Annotated in this window: 17 protein-coding genes; all 17 read right to left on the bottom strand. The window is 39.8% G+C overall.

Annotated elements, in window-relative coordinates:
* Positions 1–4: 4 nt before the first annotated feature.
* Entirely contained in the window at positions 5–1,423 is a 1,419-nt protein-coding gene (locus tag ACESTK_RS16475) for a lipopolysaccharide biosynthesis protein (RefSeq protein WP_373120268.1), read from the bottom strand.
* Positions 1,416–2,009 carry an acyltransferase gene (locus tag ACESTK_RS16470; protein ID WP_296154302.1) on the bottom strand — a complete coding sequence of 198 codons (594 nt, stop codon included), beginning with the start codon at positions 2,007–2,009 and terminating at the stop codon, positions 1,416–1,418. Before ACESTK_RS16470 ends, ACESTK_RS16475 begins: the two co-directional genes overlap by 8 nt.
* A gap of 29 nt (positions 2,010–2,038) precedes the next feature.
* Positions 2,039–2,977: an O-antigen ligase gene (locus ACESTK_RS16465; RefSeq protein ID WP_296154300.1), complete on the bottom strand. Its 939-nt coding sequence runs from the start codon at positions 2,975–2,977 to the stop codon at positions 2,039–2,041.
* A 285-nt stretch (positions 2,978–3,262) separates the two neighbouring features.
* Positions 3,263–4,177 (bottom strand): glycosyltransferase domain-containing protein, encoded by a 915-nt coding sequence (locus ACESTK_RS16460; protein WP_373120267.1) that lies wholly within the window; start codon positions 4,175–4,177, stop codon positions 3,263–3,265.
* Positions 4,178–4,283: 106 nt separating this feature from the next.
* Positions 4,284–5,108 (bottom strand): NAD-dependent epimerase/dehydratase family protein, encoded by an 825-nt coding sequence (locus tag ACESTK_RS16455; RefSeq protein ID WP_373120266.1) that lies wholly within the window; start codon positions 5,106–5,108, stop codon positions 4,284–4,286.
* Positions 5,109–5,119: 11 nt separating this feature from the next.
* Complete coding sequence (locus ACESTK_RS16450; RefSeq protein WP_296154295.1) at positions 5,120–6,268, bottom strand: NAD-dependent epimerase/dehydratase family protein; 1,149 nt, start codon at positions 6,266–6,268, stop codon at positions 5,120–5,122.
* Positions 6,265–7,125, bottom strand: coding sequence for a glycosyltransferase (locus ACESTK_RS16445; RefSeq protein WP_373120265.1), 861 nt, complete (start codon positions 7,123–7,125; stop codon positions 6,265–6,267). The genes ACESTK_RS16450 and ACESTK_RS16445 overlap by 4 nt, the downstream gene beginning before the upstream one ends.
* A gap of 33 nt (positions 7,126–7,158) precedes the next feature.
* Positions 7,159–7,449: a hypothetical protein gene (locus tag ACESTK_RS16440; RefSeq protein ID WP_373120295.1), complete on the bottom strand. Its 291-nt coding sequence runs from the start codon at positions 7,447–7,449 to the stop codon at positions 7,159–7,161.
* Complete coding sequence (locus tag ACESTK_RS16435; RefSeq protein WP_373120264.1) at positions 7,397–7,642, bottom strand: NAD-dependent epimerase/dehydratase family protein; 246 nt, start codon at positions 7,640–7,642, stop codon at positions 7,397–7,399. Before ACESTK_RS16435 ends, ACESTK_RS16440 begins: the two co-directional genes overlap by 53 nt.
* Positions 7,643–7,815: 173 nt before the next feature.
* Complete coding sequence (rfbC, locus tag ACESTK_RS16430) at positions 7,816–8,427, bottom strand: dTDP-4-dehydrorhamnose 3,5-epimerase (protein ID WP_373120263.1); 612 nt, start codon at positions 8,425–8,427, stop codon at positions 7,816–7,818.
* 35 nt (positions 8,428–8,462) lie between these two features.
* Positions 8,463–9,482, bottom strand: a complete 1,020-nt coding sequence (rfbB, locus tag ACESTK_RS16425) for a dTDP-glucose 4,6-dehydratase (RefSeq protein WP_373120262.1) — start codon at positions 9,480–9,482, stop codon at positions 8,463–8,465.
* 41 nt (positions 9,483–9,523) lie between these two features.
* Positions 9,524–10,420 (bottom strand): glucose-1-phosphate thymidylyltransferase RfbA, encoded by an 897-nt coding sequence (rfbA, locus tag ACESTK_RS16420; RefSeq protein WP_373120260.1) that lies wholly within the window; start codon positions 10,418–10,420, stop codon positions 9,524–9,526.
* Positions 10,421–10,440: 20 nt separating this feature from the next.
* Positions 10,441–11,562: a glycosyltransferase family 4 protein gene (locus ACESTK_RS16415; protein ID WP_373120259.1), complete on the bottom strand. Its 1,122-nt coding sequence runs from the start codon at positions 11,560–11,562 to the stop codon at positions 10,441–10,443.
* Positions 11,563–11,583: 21 nt separating this feature from the next.
* Entirely contained in the window at positions 11,584–12,834 is a 1,251-nt protein-coding gene (locus ACESTK_RS16410; RefSeq protein ID WP_373120258.1) for a nucleotide sugar dehydrogenase, read from the bottom strand.
* A gap of 22 nt (positions 12,835–12,856) precedes the next feature.
* A complete protein-coding gene (locus ACESTK_RS16405; protein WP_373120256.1) occupies positions 12,857–13,906 on the bottom strand; it encodes an NAD-dependent epimerase/dehydratase family protein in 1,050 nt (349 codons plus the stop codon).
* Positions 13,907–14,653: 747 nt separating this feature from the next.
* Positions 14,654–16,105 (bottom strand): sugar transferase, encoded by a 1,452-nt coding sequence (locus ACESTK_RS16400; protein ID WP_373120255.1) that lies wholly within the window; start codon positions 16,103–16,105, stop codon positions 14,654–14,656.
* A gap of 228 nt (positions 16,106–16,333) precedes the next feature.
* Positions 16,334–16,513, bottom strand: a 180-nt coding sequence (locus tag ACESTK_RS16395; protein ID WP_373120254.1) for a hypothetical protein, incomplete at its 5' end; no start/stop codon positions are given.

Below are 16,513 nucleotides of genomic sequence, written 5' to 3'. Positions count from 1 at the left end.
GTCTTCAACTTTTTTTATACAATACATATGTGGCAAGTAAACATACTATGCAAACCAAATATCTTGGAATCTTAGCACCGTACAAAAAAATTGATATGAATGACAGCAAAACAGTAATCACACACAAGATAAATATTAACTTATTATCATAAATCATTTTTAATTTTGTGTGATTTTTATAGTATCTCGTTGCCACTACAGCCTCAATTAATGCCATAATAATATAAGCAACTAGTGTTGTATATGCAGCTGCTTGATATCCAAACCTTGGGATGAAAATATAATTTAATACCAAATTTACTACAGAAGCGGCTCCAGATGCTAGCATTATTACTTTCGTTTTCTTATAAAAAATCAATATATTAGAATAAAGATTTGATACCGCTGTCAATGCAACTCCCATGGCTATAGGCGGCATAATATACACAGCTTCATAATACTCTTGTGTAGCCATAATTCTTACAATCTCCGGTGCTAAAAGAATCATGACAAAGGCAATAAATGTATACAATGTCAATAGAGTCGATGAAGTTCTTCTAATGTTGTTATGTTCATCAATATTATCAATGTTTTTGAACAAATAAGGAACATAAGCTCCATTCATGGCATTCCAAGCGATTAATGAAATCGAACTGACTGAGTACAACGTACCATAAATCCCGACTGCGCTGCTTCCGATGTATTGGTTAATCATTATTCTATCTGATACATCTAATATTTGCTTTGCAATTGCATGTCCAACCAAAGGAAGACTTAAAGAAAGCGAAAATGCCCAGTATTCTTTTTTATAAAAGCATTTTCCTTTTTTTAGTATGTTAATGCCTAATAATAAAGCAACGCTATAAATTACTAAATTATTTACAAACAAGCGAGCCCATCCAGTTTCATTAGGCTTACAGTTAAGTACAGCAAAAACAGATAATACTACAGCACCAAAAGTAGAAATTAGTGTCAGGAAACTCGACATCTTATATTTGTAATCATATCGCTGTCTTGCCATCCAAAAGTCTTGCGCTGGTGTTAGAAAGAGCCCAATGACAAGCATGATCATGTAAGCTCTAGATAAACCAAACATTTTTTCCCAGAAGCCGGGATTCATTACATATAATACCGTAACAAAACTAGTCACTAAAAGTGTTAGCGAATATACTGAAGATTCATATCTGTCCTTATCATTATCAAATTCTTTGAGTGCAAGCTGATACCCGCCCGATGTTAACGATAATGTTGAAAAAATGCATATCAGCGAAAACCATGAATTATACAGATTAATTTTTCCAATCTCAGCTGACGGCATAATTCTTGTGAATACTGGTATTGTTAAAAAAACCAAACCTTTAGTGACAAGTGTCGAAAGTGTATATGCAATACCAGATTTCTTGCTTTCAGACATCATCCCCATTTTATTTACTAATTTAATCATAAACTCTTGTCCACTCTCCTAAACTATGATTATAAACCTTAATAATGCGCGCCGGATTACCTGCAACAATTGTATAGGGTGGAACACTATGTGTTACAACAGCTCCTGCAGCTATTATTGCTTTTTCGCCGATTGTCACATTCCCAAGTATAATTACATTATTTCCAATCCAAACACCGTCTTTAATATTTATACCTTCGGAAATCTGCAAAGCATTATCCAGATAATTCTCACACATAGGATTTGTTCCATGATTATAGTCAATCATAAAAACGTTAGACGCACATAAAACATTGTCTCCTATTATTACTTTTCTTGCGCATTGAATCGTTAAGTCTCTTGTTGAATGAAAATTCTTGCCTATATGTAATTGCGGTTGAATATCAAACAACTTACCATTATATTCAACTGTACACAAAAGTTTCGAATTGTCTCCTATAACACTTCCTTTATCAATACAAATACACTTACCGTTTTGAACTAGTATATTTTTTCCAAAGATTACTTTTCGTTCGTCTTTCTTAATCTTTGATATTTCAGTATTATTTCTGAAATATCTTACGATAGTTTTTAACATTCGTACCATTAAATTGCATTAACACCCCTAACACTAAATCATTCATTGTATACATTAGCTGCTTTTGTAAATGAAAAAGCCAACCCTAAAGTCAAATACAAATCCATTCGAAAGCCAAAGCGCTCAGTATATCCCATTATGCAGTAAATAAGGAACATCACTATAAAAATCATGTTATTTTTTTCAATAAACACTCTTGCTTTGAATAGCTTCTTAATTGAATTAACCACTATACCATAGAACGCCACAAACAGTAGCACCCCACCTTGGGTAAGCAAATCCAAACTTGTATTATGTGCCCACATAATACTTCCCTGTTCATAATCACCAACTATACAATAATAATACGATCCATTTTTACCATTACCCATACCCAATAAAGGATGCTTCGCTATAAGCTCATGAGCACTGTCCCATATCATAGCTCGCCCAGATAATGTTGCGTCTTTATGAAGATAATCAATTACAATATGCTGTACCAATTCTGTTCTGAACACATAGGTAAAAATAAGTTGCATCGCACATACAATAACCAATATACCTATCCACAATCGCTTTGAACGAATTATGTCTTTTTCCTTCAAAATCATTAAAGTCTCAAACAGAATAACCGATACAATCGAAGTAACCGAAAGAGCAAAAACAGGTGGAATTGCCGCTTGCAATATTGAAATCACCAATATCAATTTTCCAATCATTTTTTTCTCATATGCCAAATACGAGAAAAAGAGCAGTGGAAAACAAAACATAGAAAACTGATTTTTTGACGCCGCAAAATAATACCACTGATTTCCTAATTCGTTACGTGCTATAAATAAATATAATGGATGCAACACCATTAAAAAGTTGTTAATTATAAGCACTATAAAAAAATACCAGAATCCAATTTTAATAACGCTATCAATTCTCTTCTTATAACAATCCGCAAATGCAAAGCATCCAATAATTTGAAATGTATTATTTACCCATGAAGCCAAATTTAAATCGCCTAAGAGTGATGAGAGCAAGAGTATAAAGCTAAACAAAAAGATCATAAGATATAATTGTCTAACCTTATATTTACTTCGATACACACATTGAAAGAAAAAGTAAATTGACAAAATGCAACGTCCGTATCGAATTATAGGATATAAAGTTGCAAATGGATCTTTATATAGAAAATATGCAGGGGTAATATACATATATAAAAACATAAAGATCAGTATCGTATTTAAATCGAATATATTTATCTTTATTCTTCTCAGTTTCATTACCCTTTTCATCTACCTCTTTGCATGTTCTGTTCTTAAAAAATGAATATTATTATTTACTGATGCTCCAAACGTGTTAATATCTGTAAATTTAAAACCACTAGTATATACTGTATATGTAAAATACAACTGGTCTCGTTTGACTCCTTCTAGATAATACTTCCACCACTTTTCCATTATTTGTTTCATGTTCACGTTATTGTGATTTCTAACAATAACATTACATTCACACATCCCAAAATGTCGTGGCATTTTGGATTTTTTATATAGAGTCAAAACTTGCTTTTTTTCACTCTTAGAGATTTTTCCAACGTGGCATACGTTTTTTGCCTCTTCATATATACAGTTTTCTCTTGGAGCCAAATGCATACCTATACCCGTTTTGCACTCATTTAATTTCTTTTGAATCAACTGCGAAGGATGTCCAACTAGCTGTAAATTACCATCTATATAAATCGAATACAGGCAATCAAACAGCTTATGTGGAAACATTTTCACGTACCTATTTTTTTTTGCGGGAGTATCGCAGTAATCCGGAATCAGCGAAGCATCTACCTTTTTCCAAATTGATGTTTCTGGAACATTTTGATCTGTAAAAATATAGTACTCACAATTTTCATCTACGCATAATGGCTCAAGTATTTTATCATACCCGCCAAAAATGCTTGTATACACAACAACCTTCTGTTGAAACACGCTTACGGCGTTCTGTGAAAAATCTATTATGTGGTTATTACTAACATCCTTTTTAATAAATGCGTATATGTCGTGATTCAACTCCTTAAAAATCCTTACAAATCGCAATCTCTTTATCAAGGATAAATACTTTAATACCTTAACACCCACAAACCGTTCTTTTCCAGTACTTACTTTTATTCTTTCCGAGTTTAAGTACAAAAGATTTTCATAGTATTCTTTATCACCCATTTGAGTTCTTTCCTTATTTTTATATAATTTATATTGTTACAATTACTATTTTTTCTCGCAAAAATAGATAAAATACAGGATTTGATGTCCTCCAAAATCGAGTATTTTAGTGTTTCATTATCCTTTTGATTTTTTCATCATTCCCCCACACAGCCTTGGAGTCATATGGTCTGTCAGGAAACTTACCATACTGCAGTTTAATATTGTAATTATTCTCTTTAATAAATCGCTCAACACGATCAGCTAATTTTTCTGGTTTTCCAGAACAAATATTAATTACTCCCTGCACTTCATTCTGACCCACGACAGCAGCGACCTGTGCACAAAAATCAGAATAATCAATAAAATCATATTGATTCTGACCCAACGTGAACGGAAATTCCTTCTTTCCCTCTTCAACAGCTGCCGTTATTTTTGAAAAAATGGAGGAGCCATATTTTGAATTTCCTACAATGTAATATCCGCGCATCCACTGAAATACACATCCATTTTTCTTGCACAACATATCCGTTAATTCTCTAAATGCATTTTTTCCGATACCATACGGTGTCGTTGGGTTGCACGGGGTATGTTCATCAATACTGCCTTCAAAAAATCCAATCTCATGCATACTTCCCATAACTGCAATGCGCTTACATCCAGCTTCGGCAAAGGCTTTAATAAACGCATAATGCTTCGGAAGATCTTCAATATGAGCATCTGAGTAATGAACAAAGCCATCTCTCCACGCCAAATGCAGCAGGACATCCGGTCTTCCAAAAAATGTATATGGGGATTCCACATCAAAGAGATTGCAAGCTTTTTTTCTCGCTCTATCATCCACATGATCTACTTTAAAATCCGCCGCAATCACTTCATGACCACTATCCAGTATAGCCTTTACAATTCCTTGTCCTAAATAACCATTTGCGCCAGTTACTAAAATTTTCATTTTTCTTCTCCTTATTTTCTAAAAAACATTCCGGTATTTTCCATTTCACGCAAAGAATTTTCATATCCAGAGTTGTCGTGCTCCTGGTCTTTTACCCAGTTGCAGAACTGCGTTAAGCCATTTTCCAAATCAACCGTCACCTTGAAATTCAGTAATTCTTTTGCCTTCGATATATCCGCTACATTATGCGCAATATCTCCGAGGCGAAAATCTCCAGTCACATTGATTTCCGAATTACTCTTATAGGCATTTCTAAGAATATCTGTAATTATATTAACTGTAGTTCCTACGCCTGACCCCAGATTTATGATTTTTCCATTGCTCTTTTCATTTTCAAGCGCAGAAATTACACCCACAGCCACGTCCACAACATTGATAAAATCTCTGCTTTCTTCTCCATCCTCAAAAATATTGATTGGCTTATTTTCTAACATCAATGAACTGAAAATAGAAAGTATCCCTGTATACGGATTTTTCAAGGACTGTCCAACACCATAAACATTTTGAAATCTAAAAATAGTATATTCAATGTTTAACGCAGGGCACATTGTTCGCAGCATCATCTCCTGTGCATACTTTGTAAAAGCATATAGTGATGCAGGATGGATTTCACTGTCTTCTGTGGTTTTTAGTAGTCTGACTTTTTTTCCGCACTTTGGGCAGTACATATTAAAATCGCCCTGCATCATGCGTTCTTTGGTTCTGCTTAGGGGATACACAATTCCACAGTCTTCGCACTCATATTTTCCTTCCCCATATACGGATCTTGAAGAAGAGAGAATTATTTTCTTCACCTTGCAATCTCTGCCTAAAAAGGAAATTGCCTGCAGAAGATTAGAGGTGCCCATAATGTTCGTGTCATTATAGTGATTGATCTGATACATCGACTGTCCTGTTCCTGTATCAGCTGCAAGATGTATGATGTACTCTGCATTTTTCACCAGCGGAAGAACAACGTTAAAATCCGTAACACTTCCTTTAATAAAATGACATTTATCTTTTATCTGATTTAAAAGATAAGATTTCTTCCAGTCTTTTCCATGTATCTGCTCCGTCATAGAATCCAAAACCGTGATGTCCCACTCTCCGGTTTTGTTTAATTGATTCACAATCTCTGAGCCAATAAATCCCGCCCCACCTGTGATTAATATCTGTTTCATGATTCATTTCGCTCCTTAATATTTCCATAGAATCTATTTTTTGCATCCATAATTCCGAGCCTGATCATTTTGAAATACTTTTCTTTATGATCAAAGAACAGCACAACCTTCGTAAATTTGTATACGCAAAACATAAAATTATGCAGATCATGATATTTCTTATGGATGTAATATCCGCTTCTAAATTGGTAGTAATATCTTTGCGGATTATCTTTTCCGCATTTAAGTACTGTCTTTCCCAAAAATTTTACACAGTATGTCTCAGCCGGATGATGATTCAAAACAGCTTCAGAGCATTGGATAATTTTATACCCATTTTTCCTTACCCTAATGCAGTATTCCTCATCCAAACCATAGAAATATGTATTTTGATCGTAGTATCCCAATTCATCTAACACTTTCATATTGTAGAGACATCCTGACATATCCGGATGCCACACAATTTTAGTTCCAGTTGAAGCCTCTCTTTTTCTTCTGTCCAAATTAAATACCGGTGAAACAATTGCAGTGTCTGATGTATCCTGCGTATCAATATACCGTCTGTATATTTTTATTGCATCATTCTGAAATGTTCCATCCGGATTCATGATCAGAACCCAGTCCGCATTTTTTTCTTTTGCTAATTTAAATCCATTATTTACAGACGCACATAGACCTATATTCTCTGTGTTACACACATACTGAATTTTGTCTGGGTTAACATCTACGATTTCCTTACACAAAAAGCTATTATCTTTACCTGTATCATCCAGAAGGAAGCAATAATCCAAATCATTAATATATTTTAAAATGTTAGGAAAATCCTGTTTCTTTGGTTGATACAATGGGATTACTCCAACAATTCGATTTATTTTCACTTTACTAATCTCCTTTTTAACAGTACCTCTATTTTAATCATGTTTTCCCAACATCCACGGTGTAATTCTTATAATGACTTCATATACCATACTACAGACAGCCAATGTAACCGAGACAATCATCATCGCAAGTAAAAAGTTCTCTCTTACTGCATCTGTTCCTTTGTGCAGCGCAATTGATACGATTTTCACCATAATTCGATATACTGGTCCATGGATGCAAAGAATAAGCAATGATATTCGACCAAAGTGCTGCAAAATTTTGCTTTTATTAATGAGCTGAGAAATTAGAATCATGCCAGCAATGCCAATAAGGGCGGTCATAAACCACATAACTCCTGTAGTTAGATTGTAGATGGACAAGAAATAGTTCAATGCAAGCAAACCTATCGCTATCAATACCAATCACTGTAGCTGAAGGAACTTCCTCATATATTCTTTTCACCAGATTTGAGCCAATGAAGCCAACTGCGCCTGTGACTAATATAGTTTTATTATCTAAAGTAAGTATACTCATTTATATTCCTCCAAAACTTGGCGTATACTCAATTCTACCTTTGTATATTACTCTATCCAGCATCGCTTACTTAGTCGCACACGAAACTAGTAATCATTTCCAACTGTTAATCCTATAAACTTCTCAAAACATATTCATATACTTTTCATTTCTTTAAAATACTTATCGTTGCGTTATTGAAACTTGAAGGTATCCTTCAATCCCAACCATTTCTGATCTTTATCACTTAGGTTCAGTGCAGTGCCATCTTCCAGCGTGTAGCCTTCTGCGCTGGCACTGTCCTTATACTCTCCCTTTAACTGTGGCCATTTAATGCCAATCTCCGGGTCATTCCAGGCCATACCGCCCTCGTCGTTCGGATGCCAGAAGTCATTCACCTTATAGCAAAATTCCGCTTCATCGCTTAGAACCAAAAAACCGTGTGCAAAACCCTTCGGGATGAGGAACTGCTTCTTGTTCTCAGCAGACAGGGTCACACCATACCACTTACCATAGGTCTCAGAATTACTTCTGAGGTCAACCGCGACATCAAACACAGTACCACGCACAGCGCGCACCAGCTTACACTGCGGATACTGCTTCTGGAAGTGCAGACCACGCAGTACGCCCTTTGTGGACATAGACTGGTTATCCTGCACAAAGTGAATGTCGATACCTGCTTCCTTCATATCTTTTTCATTGTAAGTTTCCATGAAATAGCCGCGAGCATCACCGTGAACAGCAGGCTCAATGACGCAAAGTCCTTCAATGCCACCTACATTTTTCTCAACTTTAATCTGTCCCATTTTTTCTATCTCCTTCTGATTCTTCCTCTGGCTTCTTAGCGGTTGCTGTACATTTTCTCGTAGTAGTTCTGATACTCACCGCTGATAATGGTTTCCCACCACTCACGGTTATCAAAATACCACTGGATGGTCTTCTTGATGCCGTCCTCAAACTTGGTCTCCGGCAGCCAGCCCAACTCGTTATGGATCTTGGTCGGGTCAATGGCATAGCGCATATCGTGGCCCTTGCGGTCGCTAACATGAGTGATCAGGCTCTCCGGCTTGCCCAGCTCCTTGCAGATAATCTTCACAATTTCAATGTTCTGCTTCTCGTTGTGGCCGCCGACGTTGTAGACTTCACCAACACGACCCTTGTGAATAATCAGATCAATAGCTCTGCAGTGATCTTCCACATACAGCCAATCACGGACATTCAGACCTTCACCGTAAACAGGCAGCGGCTTGTCTGCCAGTGCATTGGCGATCATCAGCGGAATCAGCTTCTCTGGGAAGTGATACGGACCATAGTTGTTGGAGCAACGGGAAATGGTCACAGGCAGGCCGTAGGTACGGTGGTAAGCCAGAACCAGCAGGTCAGCGGCAGCCTTGGAGCTACTATACGGAGAGCTGGTTTGGATTGGAGTCTCCTCAGTGAAGAACAGGTCAGGACGATCCAGCGGCAGGTCACCGTAAACTTCATCCGTAGAAACCTGATGGTAACGCTGGATACCGTACTTGCGGCAAGCATCCATCAGCACACTGGTACCGATGATATTGGTCTGGAGGAAGATACCAGGATCTTCGATGGAACGGTCAACATGAGACTCTGCCGCAAAGTTGACCACGATGTCCGGATGTTCTTCTTCAAACAGTTTGTCCACTGCTTCGCGGTCGCAGATATCAGCCTTCACGAAGCGGAAGTTCGGATTATCCATAACAGGCACCAGTGTGGACAGATTGCCTGCATAGGTCAGCTTGTCCAGACAGATGATCCGGTAATCCGGATACTTCTTCAGCATATGGAATACAAAGTTACTACCAATAAAACCAGCACCGCCGGTAACAATAATATTCATGATCTATTCTCCTCTACACTTACCTTTTGGTTCTTCTTTTATTAATACAGATGCTCCTGATACTTGCCGTCCATGACATCCTTCAGATACTGACCATACTGGTTCTTCTTCATGACCTCATAGACTTCCATCAGTTCATCCTTGCTGATCCAGCCGTTCAAGTATGCAATTTCCTCCAAGCAGGCAATCTTGCGATGCTGATGCTGCTCAACAGTCTTCACGAAGTTGGTAGCGTCCACCAAACTCTCATGTGTACCAGTATCCAGCCAAGTAAAGCCCTGCCCCAGCAGTTCTACATTCAGAGAACCATCTTCCAGATAAATACGATTCAGGTCAGTGATTTCCAGTTCACCACGCGCAGAAGGTTTCAGGTTCTTTGCAAACTCGACCACACGGTTATCGTAGAAATACAGACCGGTTACGCAATAGTTGCTCTTCGGATGCTCCGGTTTTTCCTCGATAGAAATGGCCTTACCGTTCTTGTCAAACTCAACAATTCCGAAACGCTCCGGATCGTCCACATAATAGCCAAACACAGTTGCGCCCTTGCCACTCTCAGCGTTTTCTACTGCTGCATTTAATCTCTTCTTCAATCCGTGTCCCGCAAAGATGTTGTCGCCCAGCACCATAGCCACAGAATCATTTCCGATAAAGTCAGCACCAATAATAAATGCCTGTGCCAGTCCATCCGGGGAAGGCTGAACAGCATAAGTCAAATTCACACCAAACTGATGACCATCACCCAGCAGGTTCTCAAAGCGAGGCGTATCCTGCGGCGTGGAAATAATCAAAATGTCACGGATGCCTGCGTTCATCAGAACGGACATCGGATAATAGATCATCGGTTTATCAAAAATAGGTAAGAGCTGCTTGCTCGTAACTTTTGTCAAAGGATACAGGCGCGTGCCAGATCCTCCTGCTAAAATAATACCCTTCATAACATCTATTCCTCCGTCATTTATAATCTCTCAAACAGTTTTCCATGTTCCTCAGAAACTCTCCGAGCATTAAATCTGTTATGTACATCTTCAGATCCCTGTGTCACCAATCTATCTTTTAATCCATCTTCCTGATAGATTCGCAACACCGCTTTACTTGCTCCAACGGCATCATCCACTTTAACAAGCAAACCGTTTTCTCCATCCCGGATTATATTCGGAATAGCGTCCACACTGCTTGCTACAATCGGTTTACTCGCCATCATGTATTCAGGAAGAGCCAATCCGAATCCCTCCCAGCGGCTCAACAAGCACGCAACATCAAATAGCTCTACATAGCTCATTGGATTATCAACCCAACCTGTGATATGTAAACCGTCCGAGAAACCATTGTCCTCCGCATACTTTCTAATCTCGGCTTCTTGGTTTCCATTGCCAACAATAATGAAGTGCGCATTTGGAACTTTATCCTTCACCTTCTTGGCCATCTTAATAAACACATCCGGTGCTTTTTGTGGACTCATTCGTCCAACCATACCAACAACAAATGCGTTTTCTGGAATGTTCAGCTCTCTCCTTTTAACTGCACCATGTACTCCATTCTCATAGGCTTCGATGTCCACACCGTTAAAAATGATCTGCAATTTATCATCTTTACAAATTTTCTTATCCAAGGCAGACTGCTTCTCCGCATCTGAAATGCAGATGATCTTATCACAGAAAGGAGCGGCTACCTTTTCAATAGCAGTGTACATTGCTTTTTTCTTTGCAGAACAGCGCATGTTGAACGCCCAGCCATGTGGGTTATATACGCAGCGGTTTTTAAGACCGATATCAGCAGCACGGGCAATTGCTCCAGCCTTGCTGGAATGAGCATATACGATATCGGGATTATATTTCTTTATCAGTGCTCTAACCTCTTTAATTGCCTTTAAGTCATTGCTGCCAATAGCTCTTGTCATTTTGACTTGTTCAAAAGAATCAGCCAAACCTCTATAGTCTTCCTCATGGAAATCCTGTGAGCAAACCAATATATTCTCAAACTTTTTCTTATCCAAATACTTGAGAAGCATTCGAATGTAGCGATCCACGCCACCTGCAGCCTGTGCCACATGCAGTATCCTTTTTTTTCTTTCTTCCATCCTCTTGCCCCTTAGTCCTTCTTAGTCACGCTGGAAAATATCTCTCGTATATACTTTTTCTTTCACATCATCCAGACACTTGTCATAGCGGTTTGCGATGATTGCCTGACTCTGCTTCTTGAATTCATCCAAATCATTGACCACTACGCTGCCGAAGAACTTCTCACCATCTTTCAGCGTCGGCTCGTAAATGATAACAGTTGCTCCTTTTGCCTTAATGCGCTTCATGACGCCCTGAATGGAACTTTGGCGGAAGTTGTCGCTGTTGCTTTTCATGGTCAGTCGGTACACACCGACCACAACTTCTTTTTCCTTGCTCTCATCCCAGCTGTCATTCGCTTCATAAGCACCAGCAATCTCCAGAACACGGTCGGCGATGAAGTCCTTACGGGTTCTATTGCTCTCAACAATTGCTTCAATCAGGTTTTCCGGTACATCTGCATAGTTCGCCAGAAGCTGCTTGGTATCTTTCGGCAGGCAATATCCACCATAACCGAAGGAAGGATTATTGTAATGAGTACCAATACGAGGATCCAGGCAAACACCGTTAATGATTTGCTGAGTGTTCAGCCCCTTCATTTCAGCATAAGTATCCAGTTCGTTAAAGTAGCTGACACGCAGTGCCAGATAGGTGTTTGCAAACAGTTTAACAGCTTCTGCCTCAGTAAAGCCCATGAACAGAGTGTCAATATTTTCCTTAATAGCACCTTCCTGCAGAAGTTCTGCAAAAGTGTGTGCTGCCTTTACCAGTCGAGCATTATCCACGTCGGTTCCGACGATGATACGGGAAGGATAAAGGTTATCATACAGAGCCTTACTCTCGCGCAAGAACTCCGGGCTGAAGATGATATGGTCGCAGTGGAACTTCTCACGAACACTTGCAGTGTAACCAACCGGGATGGTACTCTTGATAACCATAATGGCTTCCGGATTGTTCTCAATAACCAGCTTGATTACAGCTTCCACCGCACTGGTGTCAAAAAAGTTCTTCTTACTATCGTAATTTGTAGGAGCAGCAATCACCACGAAATCAGCATCACTGTATGCTTCCTTCGCATCCAACGTTGCAGTCAGATCTAGTTCCTTTTCTGCCAGATACTTTTCAATGTACTCGTCTTGGATCGGAGACTTCTTGTTATTGATCAGCTCTACTTTCTCAGGAATGATATCTACTGCCGTCACCTTGTGATGCTGAGACAGCAACGTAGCAATAGAAAGGCCAACATAACCAGTACCAGCCACAGCAATCTTTAAATCCTTAAACTCTCTCATTTCTCTATCCCTCTAATTTTCCTTATTTATAAAACTCAGCGTACCACTCAGCGAAGTTCCTCAGACCAGTCCGCAGACTTGTGCTCGGCTTGTATCCGAAGTCACGCTCCAAAGCGCTCGTATCTGCATAGGTCACAGGCACATCACCCGGCTGCATCGGAACAAGTTCCTTGTGTGCCTCGAAGTCGTAATCTTCCGGCAGAACTTTCGCTCTTACTAGCTCCTCACTCAGAATCTGCACGAAGTCCAGCAGGTTTTCCGGATTCTGATTACCGATGTTATAAACTGCATACGGCGGAATCGGCAGGCCATCCTCGCCGTTCTTCTTATCCGGCGCTTTCTTCATCACTCGGACAACACCCTCAACAATATCATCCACATAAGTAAAGTCGCGCTTGCAGTTTCCATAGTTGAAAATCTTGATGGTCTCGCCTTTCACCAGCTTGTTAGTGAATCCGAAGTAAGCCATATCCGGGCGACCTGTCGGGCCATATACCGTGAAGAAACGCAAGCCCGTGGACGGGATGTTATACAATTTTGAATATGCGTGGGCCATCAACTCATTGGATTTCTTGGTTGCAGCATACAGAGAAACCGGGTTATCTACCTTGTCATCTGTACTGTACGGAACTTTCTTGTTTGAGCCATAGACGCTGGAAGAAGAAGCATAAACCAAATGCTCTAAACTCTCACAGTGACGGCAGGCTTCAAGGATATAAAAAAAGCCGACCAAGTTGGATTCCACATAGGCATCCGGGTTGGTGATGGAGTAGCGCACACCAGCCTGTGCCGCAAGGTTCACCACTACAGCCGGTTTATACATTTCAAACAGGTCTGTAATTAATGCCTTATCAGCGATGTTGCCTTTTACAAAAGTAAATGTGGGATACTTGGCCAGCTCATTGAGACGGAACTCCTTCAGAGCCACATCGTAGTAAGCATTCATGTTATCAATACCAATCACTGTAGCCGAAGGAACTTCCTCATATATTCTTTTCACCAGATTTGAGCCAATGAAGCCCGCTGCACCAGTGACTAAAATCGTCTTATTTTCCAAATTTACTGTACTCATTTGTATTCCTCCGTATTTGTTAATTTTCTAATCTATGTACACATCCTTTTGGATGTTGCTTTTTAATAATTGTGTCTTGTTTAGACCACCACTGAATCTTTTATGTAGACCTGTCACGGGCTACACTCTCATTTTCCCTCAACTGAAACTTTATGGTAGACACCTTCATACCAGCTCACCAACAAAGTGTTAGGTCTTATTGTCATAACCCGTAAACCAGCTCACTTTGTTAAAACTGCACAAGTTCATGTCATTTCCTTGTTGCAACATGAACAATCATCTACCCTCACTACCTCTAATTCCCCAGAAAAATGCAGTTATCATGTCCACTTACTGTCTGCAATAAACTTTTCCAGAAAAATAGATTTTGGGCTTTTTTGCGCTCTGGCTCTCCACTCTTAATTCTCCGGAAAAATGAAGGTATCATGTCCGTCTCTTGCTCTGCAATAAAACAGGCTCGCAGTAGGGGTATTTTGCATGAGTTTTATACGCCACCGTAGACCATCAAGCCGCAACTGATTTTGTTGAGTAGACATTCGATGGGCAACTCACACCTTTAATGCCTTTTGCGTTCACACACCAGTGAACGTCACCGGCGTTCAAAGAATATATAAGGTCTGCTTTATCCTTAATACTTTTACGCCGTTAATTTCTTCTTCGTAATATTGATTAATTATCATAACTTTCTATCAATTATCCGGTAACCAGATTTCCTTTTCATTATTATGTATAAAAAGCAATATAAAATCACATAGATCCATCTTTCTTAACCACAACCATAACGGTCTTCAAAAGTATCTTAATATCCAGTCCAATATTCCAATTCTCTATATACTCTTTATCCAACCTCACAACTTCCTCAAAGTCCGTAATGTCACTCCTGCCACTAACCTGCCACATCCCTGTTATCCCAGGTTTAATTGCAAGCCTTACCTTGTGATGCGGTTCATACAGATTCGTCTCCGAAATCAGCGGCGGTCTCGTCCCTACAATGGACATATCCCCCTTGAGCACATTAAAGAACTGCGGGAACTCATCCAGGCTCGTCCTTCTGATAAAATCTCCCACCCCGGTCTTATGTGACCCATCCGGCAGCACCTTATTTCCGATCACTCTGGGGTCGAAGTCCATCTTGAACATTTTGCCATCGCCCAGTTTGTTCTCTTTCATAAGCTCCGCTTTTCGCGCTTCCGCATCCATATACATGCTGCGGAATTTGTACATTTTGAATTTTTTTCCATTCTTTCCCACACGTTCCTGGGAGAAGAAAATCGGGCCCGGGGATGCCAGGTAGATGGCGGGGCCAACGAAGATGGTAATGATTCCTGTGAAAATACAGCCAACCAGTCCGCCGCAGATGTCCATCAGACGCTTCAGGAAAAGCTGCCCGAAGGATGCATAGTTCAGACTTGTGGTCAGAACGGTATAGCTTCCAACCTTTTCCACAAACTGTCTTTTGCCAGTCTGGTTGGTGATTTTTGCAAGGTTCAGATGAACAGTTACGCCGGTTTCGGTGAGCTTGTCGATAAGCCCGTCCGGGTATGGCAGATTTTCGGAGATGACGATCAGCACCTCGTCAATCCACTCCTGGCAGACATACATAGGCACGTCACTTTCGCCTGCCACAACAGGGACTCCACAGATTTTCTCACCGGTACAGTCCTCATCGATCACAACCACTCCGGCAAGGGAATATCTGGCATAATTGTTTTCCTGCATGCTGTGCACTACGTTTTTGGCTACCGCTTTGGAAGTGATGATCAGCAGCTTCTTGTCGCCGCCGTTTTCCATTTTTTTATGTAGGGAATTTTTCCAGATTTCTCTTATGGCATAGGTGAGAATCAGGTAAATCACAATTGTGGTGATCAGGATCATTCTGGAAAAGCTCTGGCCTTCCTGGATTATGAACAGGTAAGCGATTGCAAGAGCACCTACTGCCACAGCATTTTTCAAGGTGGTGACAAATTCCTTATAGTGACCTCTTTTCAGAACGCTTTTCATGGTGCCGGAGGTGAAAATCACCACCAGGTCGGCAAATCCAAGGAATATTGCCATATTTCGATACAAAATATCTCCATACACATTGAATCCGTACCCGCGGAATGCATATGCCAAAATAAATGCCAGCTGCAGACAGATCATATCCAGAACAATAAAATCCCCATGTTTTAACCAGCCCTCTGAGTCCTTCCGATACATATTTTCCTTTTCCCTCCCAAATACTTTTCTTCCGTTCAGCTTAGGTAAATACAGCTGACAGAATCCCTCCATTCTCTAAAATGCAATGGCAAAATCTATTTTCGTCTTATATTTATAACTTATCTAAATTTACATTTTCCCGCCAACGCTTCCCGGTTATGCTTTTTCTCAGACATATTTAGGTCACATCACTCCTGATCTGTAACCAACGTTTATGCGTCAGCGGTATTATTTATTTCCAATTTCGACAAATTTCACCATTCCAGTCTTCTTAATAAAATACCACCCTGCCATATTAGTGTCAACCCCCCCCAGGTTTCTTTCTGGCTTTTCTATGAACCATTTATGATAATGTCCTAATATACCATAAAGGAAAATGTCCCAATGTAGTATAATGCTTCCATCAAC

The sequence above is a fragment of the Ruminococcus sp. Marseille-P328 genome, assembly GCF_964249465.1.
Classification (GTDB): domain Bacteria; phylum Bacillota; class Clostridia; order Lachnospirales; family Lachnospiraceae; genus Blautia_A; species Blautia_A faecis.
This window is presented reverse-complemented; position numbering and strand designations above follow the sequence as displayed.